We start from the raw sequence: 21173 nt of genomic DNA on the forward strand, positions 1-21173 counted from the left end.
CGGTGGGGTCGTACCGCGCAGGCCGCCCGTGACCGCGTTGTCGCGGACGACCTTGTCAGCCCGACTGTAACGTCCGGTGCCACCTCACGGCCAGTGACGTTCCACAGCCTCAGGCAATTCCCAGCGGGGGTAGTTTTAGCGCTATGACCCCGGCACAGTTCGTACAGGAGACGTCGTCGACCGGCGAATGGAAGCGGCAGGGCAACAGATTCACCGACCGCATCACCCGGGACTCCGGCGCGGCGCCTGGCGAGGGGCCGGACGAGCAGGGCCGCTGGCCGGTCGAGCCGGGTCGGTACCGGCTGGTCGTCAGCCTGGCCTGCCCGTGGGCGCATCGCTCGATCATCGTCCGCCGGCTGCTCGGCCTCGAGGACGCGATCAGCCTCGCGGTGGTGGACCCGATCCGCGACGACCGCGGCTGGCGGTTCACGCTCGACCCGGACGGGCGCGACCCGGTGCTCGGCATCGAGTACCTGTCCGAGGCGTACCTGCGCACGGATCCGGCGTACGACGGCCGCGTGACCGTCCCGGCGATCGTCGACACGACGACGGGCAGGGTCGTCACCAACGACTACCCGCAGATCACGCTCGACCTCTCCACGGAGTGGACCGACTTCCACCGCGCCGGCGCGCCGCAGCTGATCCCCGCCGACCGGGCCGAGATGGACCAGCTGATCGACGAGATCTACCGGGACGTCAACAACGGCGTCTACCGCTGCGGTTTCGCGACCGGCCAGGAGGCGTACGAGGCGGCGTACGACGCCCTGTTCGCGAGGCTCGACGTACTCGAGGACCGGCTCGAGGACCGCGAGTACCTGCTCGGCAGCACGCTCCGCGAAGTGGACGTGCGGCTGTTCACCACGCTGGTCCGCTTCGACGCGGTCTACCACGGGCACTTCAAGTGCAACCGCCAGAAGCTCACCGAGTTCCCGAACCTGTGGGCGTACGCGCGCCGCCTGTACGGGCTGCCCGCCTTCGGCGAGACGGTTGACTTCGACCAGATCAAGCGGCACTACTACGTCACGCACGACAACATCAACCCGACCGGCATCGTCCCGAAGGGGCCGGACCCGCGCGTCTGGACCGCCTGATCAGACGGCGAGCGCGTCCAGGGCCGCGGTGACCGCGGACCGCAGCTGGGCGCGCGTCGCCCCGGACCGCGAGCGCAGGTTCACCGCGTACGCGAGCAGCGTCAGCATCTCGGCCGCGCCTGCGACCTCGACCCCGGACCGCAACTCCCCGTTGCTCTGAGCAACCTTCAGCGCGGCGGCCAGCGCGTCCCGCAGGACGGCGTGGTGCTCCGACAGCACCGCCCGGACGGCGTCCGGCGGGTTCTCGGCGTTCGCGTTCGCCATCATGCAGCCCCAGCCGGCGTACTCGCCCGCGCAGCGCAGCCGCAGCAACTCGTCGAAGAAGGACCGCACAGCCGCGAGACCCCGGCCGTCGGCGGTCAGCCGGTCGAACATCGGCCGGGACCTGTGCTCCAGGTACCGGCGCGCGGCCGCCGCGTACAGGTCGTCCTTGCTGCCGAACGCGTTGTAGAGGCTCGATCGGCTCAGCCCGGTCGCGGCGACCACGTCCTGTATCCCGGTCGCCGCGCTCCCGCGGCGCCAGAACAGCTGCTCGACCGCGGCGAGCGCCTCCGCCTCGTCGAAATGTTTGACATCCGGCATACCCGGCATCATATCTTGGAACGACCGATCCAAGATAGCGAGGAGTCGTGATGATCGACGTACTGGTGCTCGACGTCAACGAGACCCTGACCGACATGGAGCCGCTGCGGGACGGGTTCGAGGCGGCCGGGCTGCCGCGGCACAGCCTCGAGCCCTGGTTCGCGGCGATCCTGCGGGACGGGTTCGCGCTGACCGCGGTCGACGCGTACGCCGCTTTCCGCGATGTCGCCGCCGACCTGCTCACGGACCAGCTCGTCGCGGCCGGAATCGAACCGAGTGCGGAAACGATCCAGAATGTGCTTTCCGGGTTCACCCGGCTGCCGCTGCACCCGGACGTCGCGCCCGGCCTACGGCGGATCCACGACTCGGGCGTCCGGATCGTCACGCTGACGAACGGCGCGGCGGCAATGTCGGAAAGCGTGTTCAGAAACGGCGGAATCCTGCCGTTCCTCGAGCACCGGCTCGACGTGTCGGCGCCGCAGCGCTGGAAGCCGCACCCGGACGCCTACCGGCACGCCGCCGAGGTCTGCGGCGTGCCCGTCGACCGCCTGGGCCTCGCTGCCGTCCACCCGTGGGACATCGACGGCGCTCAGCGCGCCGGCCTCCAGGGCTTCTACATCGACCGACGGAAAACGCCGTATCCGACGGTCTTCAGCACCCCGGACCACACCGTCACGGACTTCGAGGCACTGGCCGACCTGCTTCAGGCGAAGGCGAAGTAGCGCAGCCAGAGGTACGGCGCCGCGACCAGGATGGTGATCGCGGTCATCACCATGCCCTTACGGGTGAAGGTCCAGAAGCTGATCGGATGCCCCGCACGCAGGGCCAGGCCGATCACCACCACGTTCGCGCTGGCACCGATCGCGGTCGCGTTGCCGCCGAAGTCGGCGCCGATCGCGAGCGCCCACCAGAGCGCGTGCGCCTGCGCCGGATCGGCGATGCCGCGGGTGAGGTCGAGGACGACCGGGCTCATCGTGGCGACGTACGGAATATTGTCGATCACGCCCGACAGCACCGCTGACACGACCAGCACCAGCATCGCGGCGAACAGCGTGTGCCCGCCGGTCACCGAGCCGACCCAGCCGGCCAGTTCCTCGATCACCCCGGTCTTGACCAGCGCGCCGACCATCACGAACAGGCCGGCGAAGAACAACAACGTCTGCCACTCCACGCTCGACATGTAATCCCGCGTCTGCACCTTGGAGATCAGCACGAGGACACCGGCGCCCAGCAACGCGACCACCGACGGCTCGACGTGGAAGGCGGCGTGCCCCACGAACCCGGTGAACACGAGCAGCAGCACCACTCCGCACTTCACCAGCAGGCCCCGGTCCTGGATCGCCTCCTTCTCGTTCAGCCGCAGGACGTCGTCCACGCGCCGCGGATCCACGGCGAAGGAGCCTCTGAACAGCCACGGCAGGACAAGCGCGAACACCACGAGCTCGAGCACGACGAGCGGCGTCAGGTGGATCAGGAAGTCGTTGAACGTCAGACCGGACCGGCTGGCGATGATGATGTTCGGCGGATCACCGATCAGCGTCGCCGCGCCGCCGATATTGGACGCCATCACCTCGGCGATCAGGAACGGGACCGGGTCGATGCCGAGCCGGTCGCAGACCAGCAGCGTCACGGGGGCGATCAGCAGAACCGTGGTCACGTTGTCGAGGAAGGCCGACGCGGTCGCCGTGATGAGCGTCAGCAGAATCATCACCCGCAACGGCGATCCCTTGGCCCGCTTGGCCGCCCAGATCGCGACGTACTCGAAGACGCCGGTACGCCGGAGGACGCCGACGATCACCATCATCCCGAACAGAAGGAAGACGACGTCCCAGTCGATCCCGGTGTCGGGCGAGTAGAACGCGTGGTCCGAGTCCGTGACGCCCAGGGCGAGCAGGATGCCGGCGCCGCCGAGCGTGGCGAGCAGCTTGTGGGTCCATTCGGTCGCGATCAGCACGTACGCGATCACGAAGACACCGACGGCGACGATCGTCACCGGGCCGCCGCCCGGATCAGCCGCCCACCCGATGCGGCACAGCTCAGCGCGGCACAGCTCAGCGCGGCACAGCTCAGCGCGGCACAGCTCAGCGCGGCACAGCTCAGTGCGGAACGGCCAGCTCCAGCAGCCGGGACGCGGTGATCGCGCCGATGATCTGCCCGTTGCGCACCACGGCGACCAGCGGACAGCGCAACCGCGCCATCATCGCCGCGATCTCCAGGACGGTGTCGTCGTGCGCGACCACCGGGATCTCGCGGGGCTCGTCCGGCAGCAACTTGCGCACGGACAGGCCGCCCAGCTTGTCGGCCACGCGGTCCGCCAGCGGCTCGTCGATCACCCGGGCCAGCGACGGGTCGTCCTGCACGTAGCTCGGCACCAGGAAGCGCACCACCTGCGACGCCGGCAGCACGGCGTACGGCGAACCGTCGGGCCGGGTCACGATCAGGCCCGGCAGGCGCCGGGTGGCCAGCAACCGCGCCGCCTCCAACGCGTCGTCGTCCAGACCGACGACCGGGAACTCCTCGGCCATCTGCTCTCCGTGCACGTCTGCAGCGTACGCCGGGCGCGGGTGGTTCGGTGATGTCCCTCACAGGGCTCTGACAGAGCATGGCACCTCCCGGGGCAACAGCGACCGACTCGCACCCCGGCGTGGAGCACGAGTTTTGCCGACCAGACTTCCCGGCGCACCGCGCCCAACCCTGCCGCAAACGGGCTGTCCGGGCAAACACCGCCCGTTAGAATGCTGGTGGTGCGCCGGGAAGTCTGGTCGGCAGTCGTCCGACCGACCCCAAACGAAGGGCCGCTCATGAGCCACCCACGGATCCGGCCGCGGAAACGCGCATTTCCTCGCATTCTGGGCCGTGAGCGGGCGTTCCTCGCCGAGACGCTGCGCGCCGAGACCACCGGTGGACTGTTGTTGCTCGCGGCCACGGTTGTGGCGCTGGTCTGGGCGAACTCGCCCTGGCAGGACGCGTACCACCACCTGCGGGAGGTCGAGCTCGGCCCGCTCAGCGTCGAGGCGTGGGCGTCCGACGGAGCGCTGACGCTGTTCTTCTACCTGGCCGGCGTCGAGCTCAAGCGCGAACTGGTCGTCGGCACGCTGTCGAAGCTCAACGAGGCGGTCGTGCCGGTGGTCGCGGCCATCGCCGGAATGGTGCTTCCGGCAATCATCTACCTGGTCGTCAACCTGGTGGCGAGCGACGGCAAGCCGCACGGCTGGGCGGTCCCGACGGCCACGGACATCGCTTTCGCACTCGCCGTCCTGGCGATCGTCGGCTCGTCGCTGCCGAGCGCGCTGCGGGCGTTCCTGCTGACACTCGCGGTGGTCGACGACTTCGGCGCGATCCTCGTGATCGCCGTGTTCTTCTCGCACGGGTTCCATCTGCTCCCGCTGCTCGCCTCGATCGCCCTGATCGCGCTCTGGTACCTGCTCCAGCGCCGCCGCGTCCGGACGCCGTTCCTGTACGTGCCGATCGCCCTCGCGGCCTGGTGGTTCATGCACGAGTCGGGAATTCACGCGACGATCGCCGGGGTCGCGCTCGGCCTGGTCACCCGCGTCGTCGCGGATCCCGGTGAGAAGCACGCCCCGGCCGAGCGGATCGAGCACCGGCTGCGGCCGTGGTCCGCGGGTGTCGCCGTACCGCTGTTCGCGCTGTTCGCCGCCGGGGTGACCCTGAGCGGCGGCGCCGTACGGCAGCTGCTGACCGACCCGGTCGCGATCGGCGTGGCCGCCGGGCTGCTGTTCGGGAAGTCGATCGGGGTGCTCGGCGGATCGTGGCTGACCGCGCGCTTCACCCGCGCCGAGCTGAACTCCGATCTGGCCTGGCGGGACGTCGGCGCGGTGTCGGTGCTGGCCGGGATCGGGTTCACGGTCGCGCTGCTGATCGCGCAGCTCGCGTTCGGGTCGGACCTGGCCCAGGTCGAGCGCGCGAAGGCCGCCGTGCTGATCGCCTCCGTGACCGCCGCGCTGATCGCGTCGCTGTTGCTGGCTCGCCGAAACCGCGCGTACGCCGATTGACCGCGGCACTGACGGTAGTGTCGGGGCCACGGACTTGTGGGAAGGAGTTGCGATGTCGATGGGGCAGAACGGGGACGAGCCCACGGTCGGTCAGCTGGTCGCGAACGTCAGCAAGGATCTGTCCAGCCTGGTCCGCAGTGAGGTGGAGCTGGCGAAGACCGAGCTGAAGAAGACCGCGGTCGCGGCCGGGACCGGAGCCGGCATGTTCGCGGCGGCCGCGTTCCTCGCGCTGCTCGCGATCATCCTGCTGAGCATCGCCGCGGCGTACGCGCTGACCGCGGCCGGCCTGCACCCGGCCGTCGCGTTCCTGGTCGTGGCCGGCGCCTTCCTGCTGATCGGCGCGACCCTGGTGCTGATCGGGATGCGGGCGCTGAAGAGCGCGAAGGCTCCGCAGCGCACGATCGACAGCGCGAAGGAGTCGGTCGAGGTCCTGAAGGCGATCGGCAAGGGCAACGAGGAGCACCCGGCCCTGCCCGAGCCAGGCGTACGGCGCTGAGCCCGGCAGGCGTCGTCGACCTGCTGGTCGACGGCCCCTGGTCGCACTCGCTGGTCGCGGCCAACGGGGCCCGGTTCCACGTCGCGGAATGCGGCGCGGCGGACGATCCGCTCGTCGTGTTCCTGCACGGCTTCCCCGAGTTCTGGTGGGCCTGGCGGCATCAACTGCCGGTCGTCGCGGCCGCCGGGTACCGCGCGGTGGCGATGGACCTGCGCGGGTACGGCGCCAGCGACAAGACGCCCCGCGGCTACGACCCGTACACCGCGGCCGCCGACGTGTCCGGCGTGATCCGGTCGCTCGGGGCAACGGATGCGGTGCTGGTCGGGCACGGGTGGGGCGGGTTCATCGGCTGGTCCGCCGCCGTACTGACGCCGCGGCAGGTCCGTGGGCTGGCCGCCGTGTCGGCGCCGCACCCGCTGCTGCTCACGCGGTCAGGGCAGACGAAGGCGCTGACGCGGAGCGCGTGGTTCCAGCTGCCGATCCTGCCCGAGCGCCGGCTGCTCGCCCACGACGGGATCCACATCGAGCGCCTGCTCCGCGCGTGGGCCGCGCCGGGTGGGACGTTCCCGGACGCAGAAGCGTCGCGCCGCTACCGGGCCGCGCTCCAGGTCTGGCCGGCGCCGCACTGCGCCCTGGAGTACCACCGCTGGTTCGCCCGGTCCCGCTTGCGGCCGGACGGGCGGAAGTACTCCGCGAAGATGCGCACACCGGTCGCCGTACCCGTCCTGCAACTCCAAGGCGCTCAGGACGCCGCGGTGTCCCCGACCGCGACCACACCCCCGGACCTGGTCAGCGCACCGCTCCGCCACGAACTCATCGCTACCGCCGGCCATTTCCCGCACGAAGAGACGCCGGACACCTTCAACCGCGTGTTGCTCGACTGGCTGCGCGCTACCAGCTCGCCGAGCTCGTCGACACAGTCCCAGTGACCACCCAGCTCGGGCCCCGGTGCTCGACGCGGTACGTCGCGTTCGACGCGTGGTTGCAGTCGTGGAAGAGACTCACCCGGACCTCGACGTGGTCGGCCTTGTCGACCACGTCGGAGATCAGCACCACTCCGACCCGGTTGTCCTGGCACGTCGGCGGCGCCGGCAAGAGGTGCTCGCGGAACTGGAGCGGCGCGATCCTGCGCACCAGGTAGGTCATCATCTCCTGCTGGTCCGCGGAGATCGGCGGTCCCTTGGGGGGGTGGTTCGTCCCATCGTCGGACTGTTCCACCACGATCACCGACCGCCAGGCGCCGGAGCCGGGTTTCACGGACCGGAGCAAGGTCTCGATCGAGGCCGTCCAGATCAGCGCGTCGTCCGACGCGGTCCGCGTGGGGGTCGGAGTCGCTGCCGGCGGTGCCGGGTCGGCGGCTCCGACCCGGCCGACGCCGTACAGGGCCCCGGCGAGGACAGCCAGTACGGCGGCCGCGGCCAGCAGGACCGGGAGACGGCCGCGGCGCCTCTTCGCCCCGGGCAACTGGTCGATCAGGTATTCGCGATCGGCGAAGGTTTCACGATCGGCCGAGGCCTCGCGGTCGGCGAAGGTCTCGCGGAGGAGGTCGCCGAGTTCGTCGTCGGTCAGCTTGGGCATGTCAGTTCGCCTCCTCGGCGGACAGGTGGTCGCGCAAGGTCGCCAGGGCGCGGGCGGCGTTCGAGCGGACGGTGGCGGGGGCGACGCCGAGGATCGCGGCGATCTCCTGGTCCGGGAGGTCCTCGTAGTACCGCAGGACCAGGACCGCGCGCTGCTTGCGCGGCAACCGGGTGAGCAACCGCCAGGTCGCATCACGCTGCGCCTGCCGGGCGCCGAGATCGTCGTCCGCCGGAAGCTCGATCGGCTCGGCCAGCGGTACCTCGCGGTTCTTCAGCAGCCGCCGCCACCCGAGGTACTCGTTGACCACCATGGTCCGCAGGTACGCCTCGGGATGCTCGAGCCCGCCGATCCGCTCCCACTGCTTGTGGGCCCGGGTCAGCACGCTCTGGACCAGGTCCTCAGCGTTGTGTCTGCTCCCGGACAACATCAGCCCGAGGCGCAGCAGCCGATGCTCGGTCGACCGCACTACCTCGTCCAGCGAACTCACCGTCACACCCTTTCAATGCGGCGGACGGCGGAAGTTGCTGCATCACGTGCAGGACTGGGTGGAGACCTCTTGGGTGGCGGTGCTGCCGGCGCGGGCGTCGGCCGCGACCTGTTGTGCGGTGAGGACGTAGCCGGTCCGGTTGTCCTCGACCGAGGCCGCGAAGACCACGCCGTAGACGACACCCTTCGAGGACAGCAGCGGGCCGCCGGAGTTGCCCGGACGAACCGAGGCCCAGATCGAGAACGCCTCCCGGGTGACCGTCTTGTCGCCGTAGATGTCCGGGCCGCGGAGCCGTTCCTCGGAGCGGATCCGGGCCGGCTCGGAGTCGAACGGACCGTTCTCCGGGTAGCCGAGCACGACCGCCGCGTCGTCGGCCTTACCGGTGAGGTCGAACGCGAGCGGCTTCACCGACTCGCTCAGGTCCTTCACGTACAGCACCGCGATGTCGGTCTCCGGGTCGAACACCACGACCTTGGCGTCGTACTTCTTCCCGCCCACCTCGACCTGCGGCGAGCTGACCCCGGCGACGACGTGCGCGTTGGTCATCACGCGCTTCGGCGCGTAGACGAAGCCGCTGCCCTCGAGTCCGCGCGAACAGCTGGCGACGCCGGTGACCTTGGCGATCCGGCTGTACGCGTCCCGGACCGACTGCTGCCGGGCGATCGCACTGTCCGGCGGCTGAGTCTCCCGGATCCGCTCCGGCACGAACGGGTCGAGGAACCGCGGGAACAGGTCCGTGTTCACCACGTCGTTGAACGACTGCAGCGCGCGGTCGGCGCTGTTCGGCAGGACCTCGTCGGTCTTGGCCAGCACCTGCGAACCGCGGACCGCCGACGTCACGCTCGGGATCCGCGCGCCGCTCACCGCGACACCGAGCACCCAGGCGACGATCAGCACCGACGCGGCCGCCAGCGCGGCGCCGCCGAGCGCGTCCAGGAACCGGATCGGCTTCCAGGACAGCTTGTTCCGGACCCGGGAGCCGATCAGGGCCCCGAGTGTTCGCCCGATCGAGGCGAGCAGTACGACGAGCACCAGCGCCGCGAACGACACCGACACGCTCGGTGAGAAGTTGTCCAGGATCTTCGGCACGCCCCAGACCCCGAGCGCGGCGCCGCCGAGCAGACCGATGGTGGCGCACGCGCCGAGCACGAAACCCTCGATGTATCCCGAGATCGCCACCAGCGCGGTGACGATCAGCAACGCCCAGTCGAGCTTGCTCACTCCACACCTTCCGGCTCGGGACCCTGCGCATGGCCGAGGTCGTGCTCGATCGCTGTCATCCGGCGAACGTCCGCCGGCCGTCGCCCCTCGCTCCGCCAGGCCGCCTCGACCAGCCGGTCGGGCAACGGTACGACGTGCGAGGGGTCCCAGTCGCGGTACCAGCCGCCGAGCTGCAGCAATTTGTCCAGCAGGCCGGCCGTGAAGCCCCAGATGTAGAGGTTGCCGACGGTGAACGCCGGGCCGGTGAAGCCGCTCGGGTGCAGGCAGCTGATCCGGTTCGCCGGGTCGGCGAGCGCGCTGAGCGGCACCTCGTGCACGGACGCGACCTCGGCCGGGTCGACGACCGCGACCGGCGACGGCTCCCGCCACCAGGCCAGCACCGGCGACACGCCGAAGTTGCTGACCGGCACCCACAGCGCCGGCCAGATGCCGAACGGCACGACACCGTCCGGGTCGAGACCGGTCTCCTCCTCGGCCTCCCGCAGCGCGGTGCGGACGAGACCACTCTCGCCGGTGCCGTCCTCCGGGTCCGCGCCGCCGCCCGGGAACGCCATCTGCCCGGCGTGCTTGCGCAGCGTCCAGGCCCGCTCGGTGAGCAGCACCTCCGGCCCGTCGTTGCCCTCGGCAAGCAGGATCAGGACGGCGGACTTGCGCACCGACGGGTCGTCCGGCGGCAGGAACCGGGACAGCACGTTCGGGTCCACGTCCTCGGACGCCTTGGCCAGCGGCCGCAGCCAGTCCGGGATCCCCACGTCCGCGAAGATCATCGGGACACTCCCAGCTTGTCCTTGACCAGCTGGTCGAGCTGCTGCTGGGAGGTGAGGACGCCGCGGTGCACGTACGCGACCGCGCCGTCGCTGTCGACGAAGACCGTCAACGGCGGCCCGCCGACCTTCAGCGCGCGCTGGATCGCCTTGTCCCGATCGACGACATGCGGGTACGCCAGGCCTTCCTCGCTCGCGAACGTGACCGCGAGCTCCGGCCGCGGGTCGTCGTAGTCGATCCCGAGCATCGTCACCTTGCCCGACTTCGCGAGCGCGGCCAGGTACGGCGCCTCGTCGCGGCACGGTCCGCACCACTGTGCCCACACGTTGATCACCAGCGGCCCCCGCAGATCGGCGAGCCGGACGTCCGCGCCCGGGCCGAGACACGGCAGGCTGATGTCCGGCAGCCCGTTACCGACCGGCGGCTTCGAGGGCGCGGCCGGGCACGCCGCGAGCTTGTCCGCACCCGCCACCGCGGTCCGCCCGGACGACGGCGCACCGCTGTCATCGGCTCGCTCCGATCCACACGCCGCCAGTGTCACCGACAGCACCAACGCGACCGCCCCGACGAGGGACGGCCGCGGGGTGCGGGACGGCGTACCGGAGCTCATGCCGGGCTCTTCACCAGCTTCGCGGCGGCCTCGGGGTCGGTCGGGCCGGTGCCGTAGGACGGGCACCACTGGGCGATCGGGCAGGCGCCGCAGGCCGGCTTCTTGGCGTGGCAGCGCCGGCGGCCGTGGAAGATCAGCCGGTGCGACAGCATCGTCCAGTCCTTCTTCGGGAACAGGTCGCCGATGATGTGCTCGACCTTGACCGGGTCCTCCTCGGCGGTCCAGCCGAACCGGCGGACCAGTCGGCCGAAATGGGTGTCGACGGTGATCCCGGGGATACCGAACGCGTTGCCGAGCACCACGTTGGCGGTCTTCCGGCCGGTGCCGGGCAGCTTCACCAACTCGTCGAGCTTGTTCGGCACGACGCCGTCGTAGTCGTCGACGAGGGCCTGGCCGAGCTTGATCACACTGTTGGTCTTGGCCCGGAAGAAGCCGGTCGGCTTCAGGATCGCCTCCATCTCGTCCCGGTCGGCCTCGGCGTACGCCTGGGCCGTCGGGTACTTGGCGAACAGGGCCGGGGTCACCTTGTTCACCGTGACGTCGGTGGTCTGGGCGGACAGGATGGTGGCCACCAGCAGCTCGAGCGGGGTGGTGAAGTCCAGCTCGCAGTGCGCGTCCGGGTAGGTCTCGGTCAGCACCTTGTGCATCTTCCGCGCCCGGCGGACCAGCTGGGTGTGGGTCTCCTCGACATACACCGGGGCCTTGCGGGGGAGCTTCAGCGGGACCAGGACGGCTGATTCGGCAGAGGCGGGCGCCTCGACACGCTGGGTCGGCATGGAGGCCAGCCTACGTCCGGCCACCGACAGGCGCCGGACGGATCCGGGAGGCGCCCAGGAAGGTGCTCCGGCGAGTCCGGGCGGGCCTACGTGGCGGTGCCGACACCGGAGGGGCTACGGTTTTGTGGCGACCGGGTGTACACATATCGGTCGACGGACGTGGCGGATCCCACGTCCGGAGTCGTGGTCGAAGGTCCTAGGAGGCCCAGAAGTGGATGCCGCAGTGCTCCGACAGGCACCGCTGTTCAGTCAGCTCGACGACGAGGCGGCCGACGCGCTGGCAGCCTCGATGACCGAGAGCCGGCTGCGCCGCGGCCAGGTGCTGTTCCACGAGGGTGATTCCGGTGACCGGCTGTTCATCGTGGTCGAGGGCAAGGTCAAGCTGGGCCGCACCTCCGCCGACGGCCGGGAGAACCTGATCGCCGTGCTCGGGCCGGGACAGATGTTCGGTGAGCTGTCGCTGTTCGACCCGGGACCGCGCTCCGCGACCGTCACCGCCGTCACCGACGCCTCGCTGATGTCCCTGACCCACGACGAGCTGCTCCGCTGGCTCGACGGCCGCCCGGCGGTCGCCCGCGGCCTGCTGCTGCAGCTGGCCTCCCGGCTCCGCAAGGTCTCCGACGTGGTTGCCGACCTGGTCTTCTCCGACGTACCGGGCCGGGTCGCGAAGGCCCTCCTGGACCTCGCCAGCCGCTTCGGCCGGACCGCCGACGACGGCGTCCACGTCCACCACGACCTCACCCAGGAGGAGCTCGCCCAGCTCGTCGGCGCCTCCCGCGAGACCGTCAACAAGGCCCTCGCCGACTTCGCCTCCCGCGGCTGGGTCCGCCTGGAGCCCCGGTCCGTCGTCCTCCTCGACGTAGACCGCCTCCAGCGCCGCGCTCGCTAGGCGCCCCGGGGCCGAACCGTCCAGCTCAGTGGGCATCCCCTCAGGTGGGGGGTTGCCCCCTGAGAATCTGAGGGGGCAACCGTCCAGCTCAGCAGGCGAGGGCTACGAAGAGGCGCGCGCGAAGGCGGTCCGGATGTTGGCGATCGGTCGGGCGGGGGCGTCGAGATCCGCCCAGGTGACGCGCACGACCTGCAGCCCGAGGGCGCGGAGACGGTCCTCCCGCAACTTCTCGCGGATCAGCGTGTCACGCGCGCCGTCGCCGTACTTGAGCAAACCGTCGAACTCGACCACCGTCCGTTCGGCGGAGAAGAAGAAGTCGACTCGGCCGACGAACCCGGCTGCATCAGAGATCACCGCCTGGAGCACCGGTCGCGGCAGTGCGTGGGTGTGGAACAGCACCCGGAGCCGGGATTCCCCGACCGACTCGGAGAGCGGATCGCTGAAAGCCAGGGCCGCCCTGGCCGTCGCACTCCCCGGCCAGAACTCGGTGGCCTGCCGCAATCGCCGTACGTCGTCCTCGTCGAGCCGGTGATCACGCCGTACGGCGTCCGCGCTGACCACGGCTGCTTCGAAGGTCGACGTACAGGCCGTCTCGAACAAGGCCCGTGCGACCGTCGTCGTGGACAGACCGCTCTGCACGGTCAGGTCCACGTCGGTCAGCCGTCCGCGATGATGGCGGACGCCGGCGATCCGGCCGCCGCGGTGCCGGTCGAGGCGGTTGACGTGCACCTCCCGGACATCCGATCCCCATATCGGTACGCCGTGCAGGGCGATGGCCGACTGGTGGCTTACGGCAACCGACCCGGGTCGCAGGGAGTTCATCACTGCGTGGACCAGGCGGCGATGCCGCAGGAGATCGCGCTCCCACGGCGGGAGATGGTCCAGTTCAACCGCCTCGGCGTACTGTCCGTAGCGGATCCGTTCCCAGCGTCCGTCCTGGATCCGGTCGCGGACCTGTGCCGGGGTGTAGCCGCAGTCCGCGGCCTGCGCACGGCTGTACACCCCTCCCTGCTGCGCCGCGAGCAGCTTCAGCTTCGGATTCACCCGTCAAGCATGTGCCGTCCACCTGGCTCGCAGCGTCACTCTTCACCATCTGTGGATAAGTCCGCCTGAGGGGATATCCACTCGGTTGGAGGGTTGCCCGCTGAGAATTGGAGGGGGCGAGGCACCAACTCAGTGGGCAACCTACTGGAGGTAGTGCAGTTGGGCCCGCACCGAGCGTTCGGCGGCGGGCCAGAGGCTTTTGTCCACGTCGGCGTAGACGTGTTCGACGATGGCCTCGGGGGTGGTGTGACCCTCGGCGATGGCGGCTCGGACCTGGTCGAGGCGCTCCTGGCGGTGGTCCAGGTAGTAAGTAAGGACGCCGGCCGGGTCGTCGATGACGGGGCCGTGGCCGGGGAGCAGACGCAGTACGTCGGCCGGGCTGTTGGCGAAGGCGCGTAGGCGTTCGAGCGAGTCCAGGTAGGGGCCCAGGGCACCGTCGGGGTGCGCGACCACCGACGTACCGCGGCCGAGGACGGTGTCGCCGGTGAGCAGCGAGCCGTCCTGCGGGAGCCAGAAGCACACCGAGTCGAGGGTGTGGCCGGGCGTCGGAAGCACCTCGACACGGAGGCCGTCGACGGTGATCACGTCACCCTCCGCCAGGCCGTGCGCGTGGTCCGTCGGGATCCTGAACCCCGGGTCCACGGCGCGGACGCCGCAACTGGCCTGGTTGGCGAACCACGCGGCGCCCTCGGAGTGGTCCGGGTGCTTGTGGGTCAGCAGTACGACGGCGACCGGGCCGGCCTCGTCCAGGACCGCGCGCAGGTGGTCCTCGAGCAACGGGCCGGGGTCGACGACGACCGACCGCTCGGCGTCCGGCGCGCGCAGGATCCAGGTGTTGGTGCCGTCGAGTGTCATCAGGCCGGGGTTGTCGGCCCGCACCAGGGTGGCGTACTCGGTGACTTTCATGTGGTCTCCAGATAGGCCTGGTCGCCGTCGACGCGCACCGTGGGCATGATCGCCCGGATCGCCCGCCGGCCGGCCGCGTCCAGGATCGCCGCCACGTCGTCGTACTGCGAGAGCTCGTGGCAGCAGACGTACGTCGGGGGCAGCATCAGTACCTCACCCGCGTCGACGGCCGCGACCGCGTCCGCCGGGCGGATCCAGGTGACCTGGTCGGACTCGCTCGTCACGTCGCGCGTGACCTGCCCCGATGGGAGGGCGGCGACGAAGAACGCGGTGTCGTAGCGCTTCGGCTCGAATTCCGGGGTGATCCAGTGCGCCCACGGCCCGAGCAGGTCCGCCCGGAGCACGAGACCGCGCCGGTGCAGGAACTCCGAGAAGCCGAGCTCCCGGGTCTCCAGGGCGACCCGGTCGGCCTCCCAGCCGGCGCCGGTGGTGTCGCCGACCACTGAGTCGGCCGAGGGCCCGGCCAGCAGCACGCCGGACTCCTCGAACGTCTCCCGAACCGCGGCCGCGACGTACGCCGCCGCAGTCTCCGCAGAGCAGCCCAGCCGCTCGCCGAACCAGTCCGGCGACGGCCCCGACCAGGAGTCCGCCACGGTCGAGTCGGTCGCGTCGACACGACCGCCCGGAAACACCGTCATCCCAGCAGCAAACGCCATCGTCCGCTGCCGCCGCAGCAGATAGACCTCCGGCGCAGGCACCGAGTGGGCGGCGAGCCGCGCGTCCGCCGGGTGGGCGGTGGACCGCCCGGCCGCGGCATGGGCGGTGGACGGCCCGGTCGCGGCGTGGGCGGTGGACGGCCCGGCCGCCTGGTGGGCAGCGGGAGCCGGGGCGTGGGCGGCGGACGGCTCGCCCGCGGCGTGGGCGGCGGGCGGCACGGCCGCCTGGTGGGCGGCGGGAGCCGCCGCCTCCGGGGCGGTTGGTGGGTTGCGGAGGAGGATGACTGTGGACGCCGGCCGGGGTTCGGTCGGCGTCCGGGTGCCTCGGGCGTAGTCGAGGGCTACCTCGGCCATCCGGCCGGTCAGCAACTGTGCCTTCAGGTCACGCATGACTAGTCCTACCCGCCCCACCGACCCGCACCGCGGGCACTGCCCGCACGGCAGGTGGTCCTGCTCGCACGGCGGGCGCACCTGCCCGCGGAGCGGGGAGTTCGGGCCGCCGGGCCGGCTGTTCGGCACGCCGGGTGGGCGCGCAGAACCGTCAGGGCGGGGGCCGAGTGGGTGGCGGCGTGATGGTGGATCAGCTGACCTCGACGATCAGTTCGACCTCGACGGGGGCGTCGAGGGGGAGGACCGGGACGCCGACGGCGCTGCGGGCGTGCTGGCCTGCCTCGCCGAAGACCTGGCCGAACAGCTCGGAGGCGCCGTTGGCGACCTGCGGCTGGCCGGTGAAGTCGGGCGTGGAGGCGATGAACGCGACCGCCTTGACGATCCGCTTCACGTTCGCCAGATCGCCGATCTCCGCCTTGACCGCGGCCAGCGCGTTCAGCGCGCACTGCTGGGCGCACTCGCTGGCGACCTCGGGCGTGACCGCGTCGCCGACCTTGCCGGTGGCGATCAGCGTGCCCTCGCGCAGCGGCAGCTGGCCGGACGTGTAGACCAGGTCACCGGTCCGGACCGCCGGGACGTACGCCGCGACGGGCTTGGCCACCTCGGGCAGCTTCAGGCCGAGCTCGGCGAGCTTCTCCTCGGGGTGGCTCATTTGTCCTCGACCTCCCGCTTGAAGTACGCGACCAGGTTCTCCGGGTTCAGGCCCGGGATCACCTGGACCAGCTCCCAGCCGTCCTGGCCGAAGTTGTCCAGGATCTCCTTGGTCGAGTGGACCAGCAGCGGCGCGGTGAAGTACTCGAACTTCTTCATAGAGGGACTCTAACGGTGTGTCGCGGGACACGTCCTACCCTGGGACCTATGGCGCGACTGCACGTGGTGACCGGCAAGGGCGGCACCGGGAAGACCACGGTCGCGGCCGCCATGGCGCTCGCGCTGGCCGAGGAAGGCAAGCGGGTGCTGCTCGTCGAGGTCGAGGGGCGCCAGGGGCTCGCCCAGCTCTTCGACGTACCGCCCCTGCCGTACGTCGAGCGCCGCATCGCGCAGGGCCCCGGCGGCGGTGAGGTGTTCGCGCTGGCCGTCGACGCCGAGGCCGCGCTGCTGGAGTACCTCGACATGTACTACCACCTCGGCCGCGCCGGGAAGGCGCTCGAGAAGGTCGGCGCGATCGACTTCGTCACCACGATCGCCCCCGGGCTCCGCGACGTCCTGCTCACCGGCAAGGTGTACGAGGCGACCCGGCGGAAGGTGCACGGCAGGCTGGCGTACGACGCCGTGGTCCTGGACGCCCCGCCGACCGGGCGGATCGCGCCGTTCCTGAACGTGAACACCGAGGTCGCCGGTCTCGCCAAGGTCGGGCCGATCCGCAACCAGGCGGACGCGATCATGGGCATGCTGCGCTCCGACATCACCCGGATCCACCTGGTCACGCTGCTCGAGGAGATGCCGGTCCAGGAGACGCTCGACGCGTTCGAGCAACTGGAGGCGCTGGACCTGCGGATCGGGTCGATCGTGGTCAACATGGTCCGCAACAGCCCGCTCGACGACGACGCGCTGGCCCTTGCGGTGAAGGAGAAACTGCCCACCGCCGAGCTGACCAGGGGCCTGAAGGCGGCCGGGATCACGATCGGCGCCGACCTGGTCAGGACGCTGGCTGCCGAGGCGCACGACCACGCGATCCGGGTCGGGCTGGAGCGCGAGAACCGCGACCGGATCGATGCCCTGGGCAAGAAGGTCACCGAGCTGTCGCTGCAGCCCGACGGCATCGACCAGGGCGCCCTGTTCGACCTGGCCGAGGAGTTCCGGGCATGAGCCGACGAGTTCCGGGCGCGAGCCGGGCGGTTTCCGGCACGAGCCAGGCAGGTCCCGGCACGAGCCGGGGAGTTCCGGGGACGAGCCGCCGATCCGAGGAGCAGCGCCGATGACCGAGCTTGATCTGGACGCGCTGATCGACGATCCGGCGACGCGGATCGTCGTCACGTGCGGCGCCGGCGGCGTCGGCAAGACCACGACCGCGGCCGCACTCGGGCTGCGGGCCGCGGAACGTGGGCGGAAAGTCGTCGTACTCACGATCGACCCGGCACGCCGGCTGGCGCAGTCGCTCGGGCTCACCGAGCTGGACAACACCCCGCGGGCGGTCGCCGACGTGAACGCCGCGAACGGCGGCCGGCTGGACGCGATGATGCTGGACATGAAGCGGACGTTCGACGACGTCGTCCTGCAGCACGCGACACCGGAGAAGGCCGAGCAGATCCTCGCGAATCCCTTCTATCAAGCGCTTTCCTCGTCGTTCGCGGGAACGCAGGAGTACATGGCGATGGAGAAGCTCGGGCAGCTGCACAAGCAGGCCGAGCGCACCGGCGACTGGGACCTGATCGTCGTGGACACTCCCCCGTCGCGGTCGGCGCTGGACTTCCTGGACGCGCCGGAGCGGCTGGCGTCGCTGCTGGAGGGCCGGTTCCTGCGGTTGCTGCTGGCGCCGGCCAGAGGCCCGTTCCGGCTGATGTCGGCCGGGGTCAACATGGCGATGTCGGTGCTGAACAAGGTGCTCGGCGCCCAGGTGCTGACCGACGTACAGACGTTCGTGGCCGCGTTCGACACGTTGTTCGGCGGATTCCGGCAGCGGGCCGAGCAGACGGTCGCGCTGCTCCGGGAGCCGCACACGGCGTTCCTGGTCGTGGCCTCACCGCAGAACGACGCGCTGCGCGAGGCGTCGTACTTCGCCGAGCGGCTGCGCGCCGAGGGAATGCCGCTGGCCGGCGTCGTACTCAACCGCGTGACGAACACGCAGGCGCCGGAGCTGTCGACCGAGCGGTCACTCGCCGCGGCCGAGAAGCTGGAAGAAGCGGACAAGTCGCCGCTGACGGCCGCGGTCCTGCGGCTGCACGCGGACAAGATGCAGCAGGTCGTCGGCGACCACAAGCGAGCCGACCGCTTCCGCCGCGGCCACCGCGCGATCCGCACCGTCGAGGTCCCCGCCCTCGCCGACGACGTCCACGACCTGGGTGGGTTGAGAACGATTGGCGAGCTCCTCACCGCCTAGTGCGGACCTGCGCCACTCACCAAGCGGCCGCACGTAGGGCGACCGCCCAGGCGCTGAGCGTGAAACCTCGCCTGGCGGAGCGAGTTCGCCGGGTTGGTGAGTGGTGGGCGTCCGGTCTGCGCGAGTTCACCGTGAGCGAACGCTCCGGGGTCCGGGAATTACCTGCTTACACCTGTGGTTGAGCCTGTCAGACTCAATCTTGAAAAGGGTGTGACAGCGTGACCGATACGTTGAATCTTCCTGTTCTGCCGCTGGACGACGTGGTGGTCCTGCCGGGGATGGTCGTGCCGGTCCGACTCGCCGACAGCGAGGCTCGGGCGGCGATCGATGCCGCGCAGGCCGCTGGGCAGGACCAGGTGCTGCTGGTGCCGCGGCTGGACGGGAAATATGCCAAGGCCGGGACGCTCGGTGAGATCGAGCAGATCGGCCGGCTGCCGGGCGGTGCCCAGGCGGCCGTGATCCGTGGGACCCAGCGGGTCCGGATCGGCGCCGGGACCACCGGTCCGGGTGCCGCGCTCTGGGTGGGCGCGACGGTGATGCACGAGATCACCGACAACCGCTCCGCCGAGCTGGCCCGCGAGTACAAGACCCTGACCACCTCCGTGCTGCAGCGTCGCGGCGCCTACCAGGTCATCGACTCCATCAAGGGCGTCGACGACCCGGCGGAGCTGTCCGACCTGGCCGGCTACGCGTCGTACCTGACCACCGAGCAGAAGTCCTGGCTGGTGGAGAACGCGAACGTCTCCGAGCGGCTGGAGAAGCTGATCGGCTGGGTGAAGGACCACCTCGCCGAGCTCGAGGTCTCCGAGACGATCCAGAAGGACGTCCAGGAGGGTATGGAGAAGCAGCAGCGGGAGTTCCTGCTGCGCCAGCAGATGGCCGCGATCCGCAAGGAGCTGGCCGAGCTGGACGGCAAGGCCGAGTCCGAGGAAGAGGACTACCGGGCCCGCGTCGAGGCTGCCGATCTGCCCGAGCACGTGAAGAAGGCGGCGCTCACCGAGGTCGACAAGCTGGAGCGGACCGCGGAGCAGTCCCCCGAGGTCGGCTGGATCCGCACCTGGCTGGACACCGTCCTCGAGCTGCCGTGGAACGAGCGGACCGAGGACAGCTACGACATCCGCGAGGCGCGGGCCGTGCTGGACGCGGACCACGCCGGTCTGGACGACGTGAAGCAGCGCATCACGGAGTACCTGGCCGTACGGCGTCGTCGTGCGGACCGTGGTCTCGGTGTCGTCGGCGGTCGCCGCAGTGGCGCCGTCCTGGCGCTGGTCGGCCCGCCCGGTGTGGGTAAGACCTCGCTGGGCGAGTCCGTGGCGCGGGCCATGGGCCGGAAGTTCGTCCGGGTCGCACTGGGTGGTGTCCGGGACGAGGCTGAGATCCGTGGTCACCGGCGGACGTACGTCGGTGCGCTGCCGGGCCGGATCGTCCGCGCGATCACCGAGGCGGGTTCGATGAACCCCGTCGTGCTGCTGGACGAGATCGACAAGGTGGGTGCGGACTACCGGGGCGACCCGACGGCCGCGCTGCTGGAGGTCCTCGACCCGGCGCAGAACCACACCTTCCGGGACCACTACCTGGAGGTCGAGCTGGACCTGTCCGACGTGGTCTTCCTGGCCACGGCGAACGTGCTGGACTCCATCCCGGCACCGCTGCTGGACCGGATGGAACTGGTGCAGCTGGACGGGTACACCGAGGACGAGAAGGTCACGATCGCCCGTGACCACCTGCTCCCGCGTCAGCTGGAGCGGGCGGGCCTGACGGCGGACGAAGTGACGATCGAGGACTCGGCGCTGCGCACCCTCGCGGGTGAGTACACCCGGGAGGCCGGCGTCCGGCAACTGGAGCGGTCGATCTCCCGCGTGCTGCGGAAGGTGACGGCCAAGCTCGCCCTGGGCGAGGACGTCGGCAACCTGACGATCGGCGAGGGCAACCTGAAGGCGTACCTGGGGTCGCCGAAGTTCACGCCGGAGTCGGCCGAGCGGACCGCGCTTCCGGGGGTGGCGACCGGGCTGGCGGTGACCGGTGCGGGCGGTGACGTGCTCTTCGTCGAGGCGTCGCTGGCCGACAAGGAGACCGGCCCGACCGGGGTCACGCTGACCGGACAGCTCGGCGACGTGATGAAGGAGTCGGCGCAGATCGCCCTGTCGTACCTGCGCTCGCACGGCGCGGAGCTGGGGCTGCCGGTCGGCGACCTGGCCGAGCGGAACGCCCACATCCACGTGCCGGCCGGTGCCGTCCCGAAGGACGGACCGTCGGCGGGTGTGACGATGACGACGGCGCTGGCGTCGCTGCTGTCCGGGCGGCCGGTCCGCTCGGAGGTCGCGATGACCGGTGAGGTGTCGCTGACCGGCCGGGTGCTCCCGATCGGTGGCGTGAAGCAGAAGCTGCTCGCCGCGCACCGGGCCGGGCTGACCACGATCCTGATCCCGAAGCGGAACGAGCCGGACCTGGAGGACGTGCCGGCGTCCGTGCTCGCGGAGCTGACCGTGCACCCGGTGAGCGACGTCCGTGAGGTGCTGGACCTGGCGCTGGAGCCGGCCGAGGTGCAGACCCACCAGTACGCCGCGTAACGCCGTACCGAACGAGGGCCCGGGCTAGTTGCCCGGGCCCTCGTCCTTTCGGATGAACT

23 protein-coding genes are annotated in these 21173 nt (G+C 70.7%); 9 read left to right on the forward strand and 14 right to left on the reverse strand.

From position 1 onward, the window contains the following. The first annotated feature begins 143 nt into the window (after nt 1-143). Nucleotides 144-1091 carry a glutathione S-transferase C-terminal domain-containing protein gene (locus ABZW60_RS08245; RefSeq protein WP_355475050.1) on the forward strand — a complete coding sequence of 316 codons (948 nt, stop codon included), beginning with the start codon at nt 144-146 and terminating at the stop codon, nt 1089-1091. On the opposite strand, the gene ABZW60_RS08250 is transcribed toward ABZW60_RS08245, so the two are convergent. Continuing rightward, nucleotides 1092-1673: a TetR/AcrR family transcriptional regulator gene (locus ABZW60_RS08250; protein WP_355475051.1), complete on the reverse strand. Its 582-nt coding sequence runs from the start codon at nt 1671-1673 to the stop codon at nt 1092-1094. 50 nt (nt 1674-1723) lie between these two features. On the opposite strand from ABZW60_RS08250, the gene ABZW60_RS08255 reads away from it, so the two are divergent. Beyond that, nucleotides 1724-2395, forward strand: a complete 672-nt coding sequence (locus ABZW60_RS08255) for a haloacid dehalogenase type II (RefSeq protein WP_355475052.1) — start codon at nt 1724-1726, stop codon at nt 2393-2395. Here ABZW60_RS08255 and ABZW60_RS08260 read toward each other — a convergent pair. Continuing rightward, entirely contained in the window at nt 2377-3666 is a 1290-nt protein-coding gene (locus ABZW60_RS08260) for an ArsB/NhaD family transporter (RefSeq protein WP_355475053.1), read from the reverse strand. The two genes, ABZW60_RS08255 and ABZW60_RS08260, sit on opposite strands and share 19 nt — an antisense overlap. Nucleotides 3667-3769: 103 nt before the next feature. Next, nucleotides 3770-4213: a CBS domain-containing protein gene (locus tag ABZW60_RS08265; protein ID WP_355475054.1), complete on the reverse strand. Its 444-nt coding sequence runs from the start codon at nt 4211-4213 to the stop codon at nt 3770-3772. A 261-nt stretch (nt 4214-4474) separates the two neighbouring features. Between ABZW60_RS08265 and nhaA the strand changes: the two genes are divergently transcribed. From nhaA to ABZW60_RS08280, 3 genes are all read left to right on the forward strand, one after another. Beyond that, nucleotides 4475-5686 (forward strand): Na+/H+ antiporter NhaA, encoded by a 1212-nt coding sequence (gene nhaA, locus ABZW60_RS08270; protein WP_355475055.1) that lies wholly within the window; start codon nt 4475-4477, stop codon nt 5684-5686. Nucleotides 5687-5738: 52 nt separating this feature from the next. Continuing rightward, nucleotides 5739-6182 carry a phage holin family protein gene (locus tag ABZW60_RS08275; protein WP_355475056.1) on the forward strand — a complete coding sequence of 148 codons (444 nt, stop codon included), beginning with the start codon at nt 5739-5741 and terminating at the stop codon, nt 6180-6182. Nucleotides 6183-6298: 116 nt separating this feature from the next. Then, nucleotides 6299-7111: an alpha/beta hydrolase gene (locus tag ABZW60_RS08280; protein WP_355475057.1), complete on the forward strand. Its 813-nt coding sequence runs from the start codon at nt 6299-6301 to the stop codon at nt 7109-7111. Here the strand turns inward: ABZW60_RS08280 and ABZW60_RS08285 are convergent. From ABZW60_RS08285 to nth, 6 genes are read right to left on the reverse strand one after another with little or no spacing between them, the layout of a single operon-like run. After that, entirely contained in the window at nt 7074-7760 is a 687-nt protein-coding gene (locus ABZW60_RS08285; protein WP_355475058.1) for a hypothetical protein, read from the reverse strand. The genes ABZW60_RS08280 and ABZW60_RS08285 overlap by 38 nt on opposite strands. Before the next feature lies 1 nt (nt 7761). After that, complete coding sequence (locus ABZW60_RS08290) at nt 7762-8247, reverse strand: SigE family RNA polymerase sigma factor (protein WP_355475059.1); 486 nt, start codon at nt 8245-8247, stop codon at nt 7762-7764. A gap of 42 nt (nt 8248-8289) precedes the next feature. Continuing rightward, a complete protein-coding gene (locus tag ABZW60_RS08295) occupies nt 8290-9468 on the reverse strand; it encodes a MarP family serine protease (RefSeq protein WP_355475060.1) in 1179 nt (392 codons plus the stop codon). After that, entirely contained in the window at nt 9465-10235 is a 771-nt protein-coding gene (locus ABZW60_RS08300; protein ID WP_355475061.1) for a CoA pyrophosphatase, read from the reverse strand. Before ABZW60_RS08300 ends, ABZW60_RS08295 begins: the two co-directional genes overlap by 4 nt. Further along, nucleotides 10232-10843 carry a TlpA disulfide reductase family protein gene (locus ABZW60_RS08305; protein WP_355475062.1) on the reverse strand — a complete coding sequence of 204 codons (612 nt, stop codon included), beginning with the start codon at nt 10841-10843 and terminating at the stop codon, nt 10232-10234. Before ABZW60_RS08305 ends, ABZW60_RS08300 begins: the two co-directional genes overlap by 4 nt. After that, entirely contained in the window at nt 10840-11619 is a 780-nt protein-coding gene (gene nth / locus ABZW60_RS08310) for an endonuclease III (protein ID WP_355475063.1), read from the reverse strand. Before nth ends, ABZW60_RS08305 begins: the two co-directional genes overlap by 4 nt. A gap of 211 nt (nt 11620-11830) precedes the next feature. Between nth and ABZW60_RS08315 the strand changes: the two genes are divergently transcribed. Next, entirely contained in the window at nt 11831-12508 is a 678-nt protein-coding gene (locus ABZW60_RS08315; protein WP_167203704.1) for a Crp/Fnr family transcriptional regulator, read from the forward strand. Between the two features lie 102 nt (nt 12509-12610). Here the strand turns inward: ABZW60_RS08315 and ABZW60_RS08320 are convergent, their stop codons facing one another. From ABZW60_RS08320 to ABZW60_RS08340, 5 genes are all read right to left on the reverse strand, one after another. After that, the gene (locus ABZW60_RS08320) at nt 12611-13552 is read right to left on the reverse strand and encodes a type IV toxin-antitoxin system AbiEi family antitoxin domain-containing protein (protein ID WP_355475064.1); all 942 of its coding nucleotides are present in this window, start codon (nt 13550-13552) and stop codon (nt 12611-12613) included. 141 nt (nt 13553-13693) lie between these two features. After that, on the reverse strand, nt 13694-14458 hold the full coding sequence (locus tag ABZW60_RS08325; RefSeq protein ID WP_355475065.1) for an MBL fold metallo-hydrolase: 765 nt from the start codon (nt 14456-14458) through the stop codon (nt 13694-13696). After that, entirely contained in the window at nt 14455-15504 is a 1050-nt protein-coding gene (locus ABZW60_RS08330; RefSeq protein ID WP_355475066.1) for an NUDIX hydrolase, read from the reverse strand. Before ABZW60_RS08330 ends, ABZW60_RS08325 begins: the two co-directional genes overlap by 4 nt. Nucleotides 15505-15694: 190 nt before the next feature. Then, complete coding sequence (locus ABZW60_RS08335) at nt 15695-16156, reverse strand: RidA family protein (protein ID WP_355475067.1); 462 nt, start codon at nt 16154-16156, stop codon at nt 15695-15697. After that, nucleotides 16153-16314: a hypothetical protein gene (locus ABZW60_RS08340; protein WP_355475068.1), complete on the reverse strand. Its 162-nt coding sequence runs from the start codon at nt 16312-16314 to the stop codon at nt 16153-16155. Before ABZW60_RS08340 ends, ABZW60_RS08335 begins: the two co-directional genes overlap by 4 nt. 48 nt (nt 16315-16362) lie before the next feature. On the opposite strand from ABZW60_RS08340, the gene ABZW60_RS08345 reads away from it, so the two are divergent. From ABZW60_RS08345 to lon, 3 genes are all read left to right on the forward strand, one after another. Beyond that, on the forward strand, nt 16363-17313 hold the full coding sequence (locus tag ABZW60_RS08345; protein WP_355475069.1) for an ArsA-related P-loop ATPase: 951 nt from the start codon (nt 16363-16365) through the stop codon (nt 17311-17313). A gap of 109 nt (nt 17314-17422) precedes the next feature. Beyond that, a complete protein-coding gene (locus tag ABZW60_RS08350; protein ID WP_355475070.1) occupies nt 17423-18544 on the forward strand; it encodes an ArsA family ATPase in 1122 nt (373 codons plus the stop codon). Between the two features lie 218 nt (nt 18545-18762). Further along, complete coding sequence (gene lon / locus ABZW60_RS08355; RefSeq protein ID WP_355475071.1) at nt 18763-21114, forward strand: endopeptidase La; 2352 nt, start codon at nt 18763-18765, stop codon at nt 21112-21114. Nucleotides 21115-21173: the final 59 nt, after the last annotated feature.

The sequence above is a fragment of the Kribbella sp. NPDC003557 genome, from assembly GCF_040610805.1.
Taxonomy (GTDB): domain Bacteria; phylum Actinomycetota; class Actinomycetes; order Propionibacteriales; family Kribbellaceae; genus Kribbella.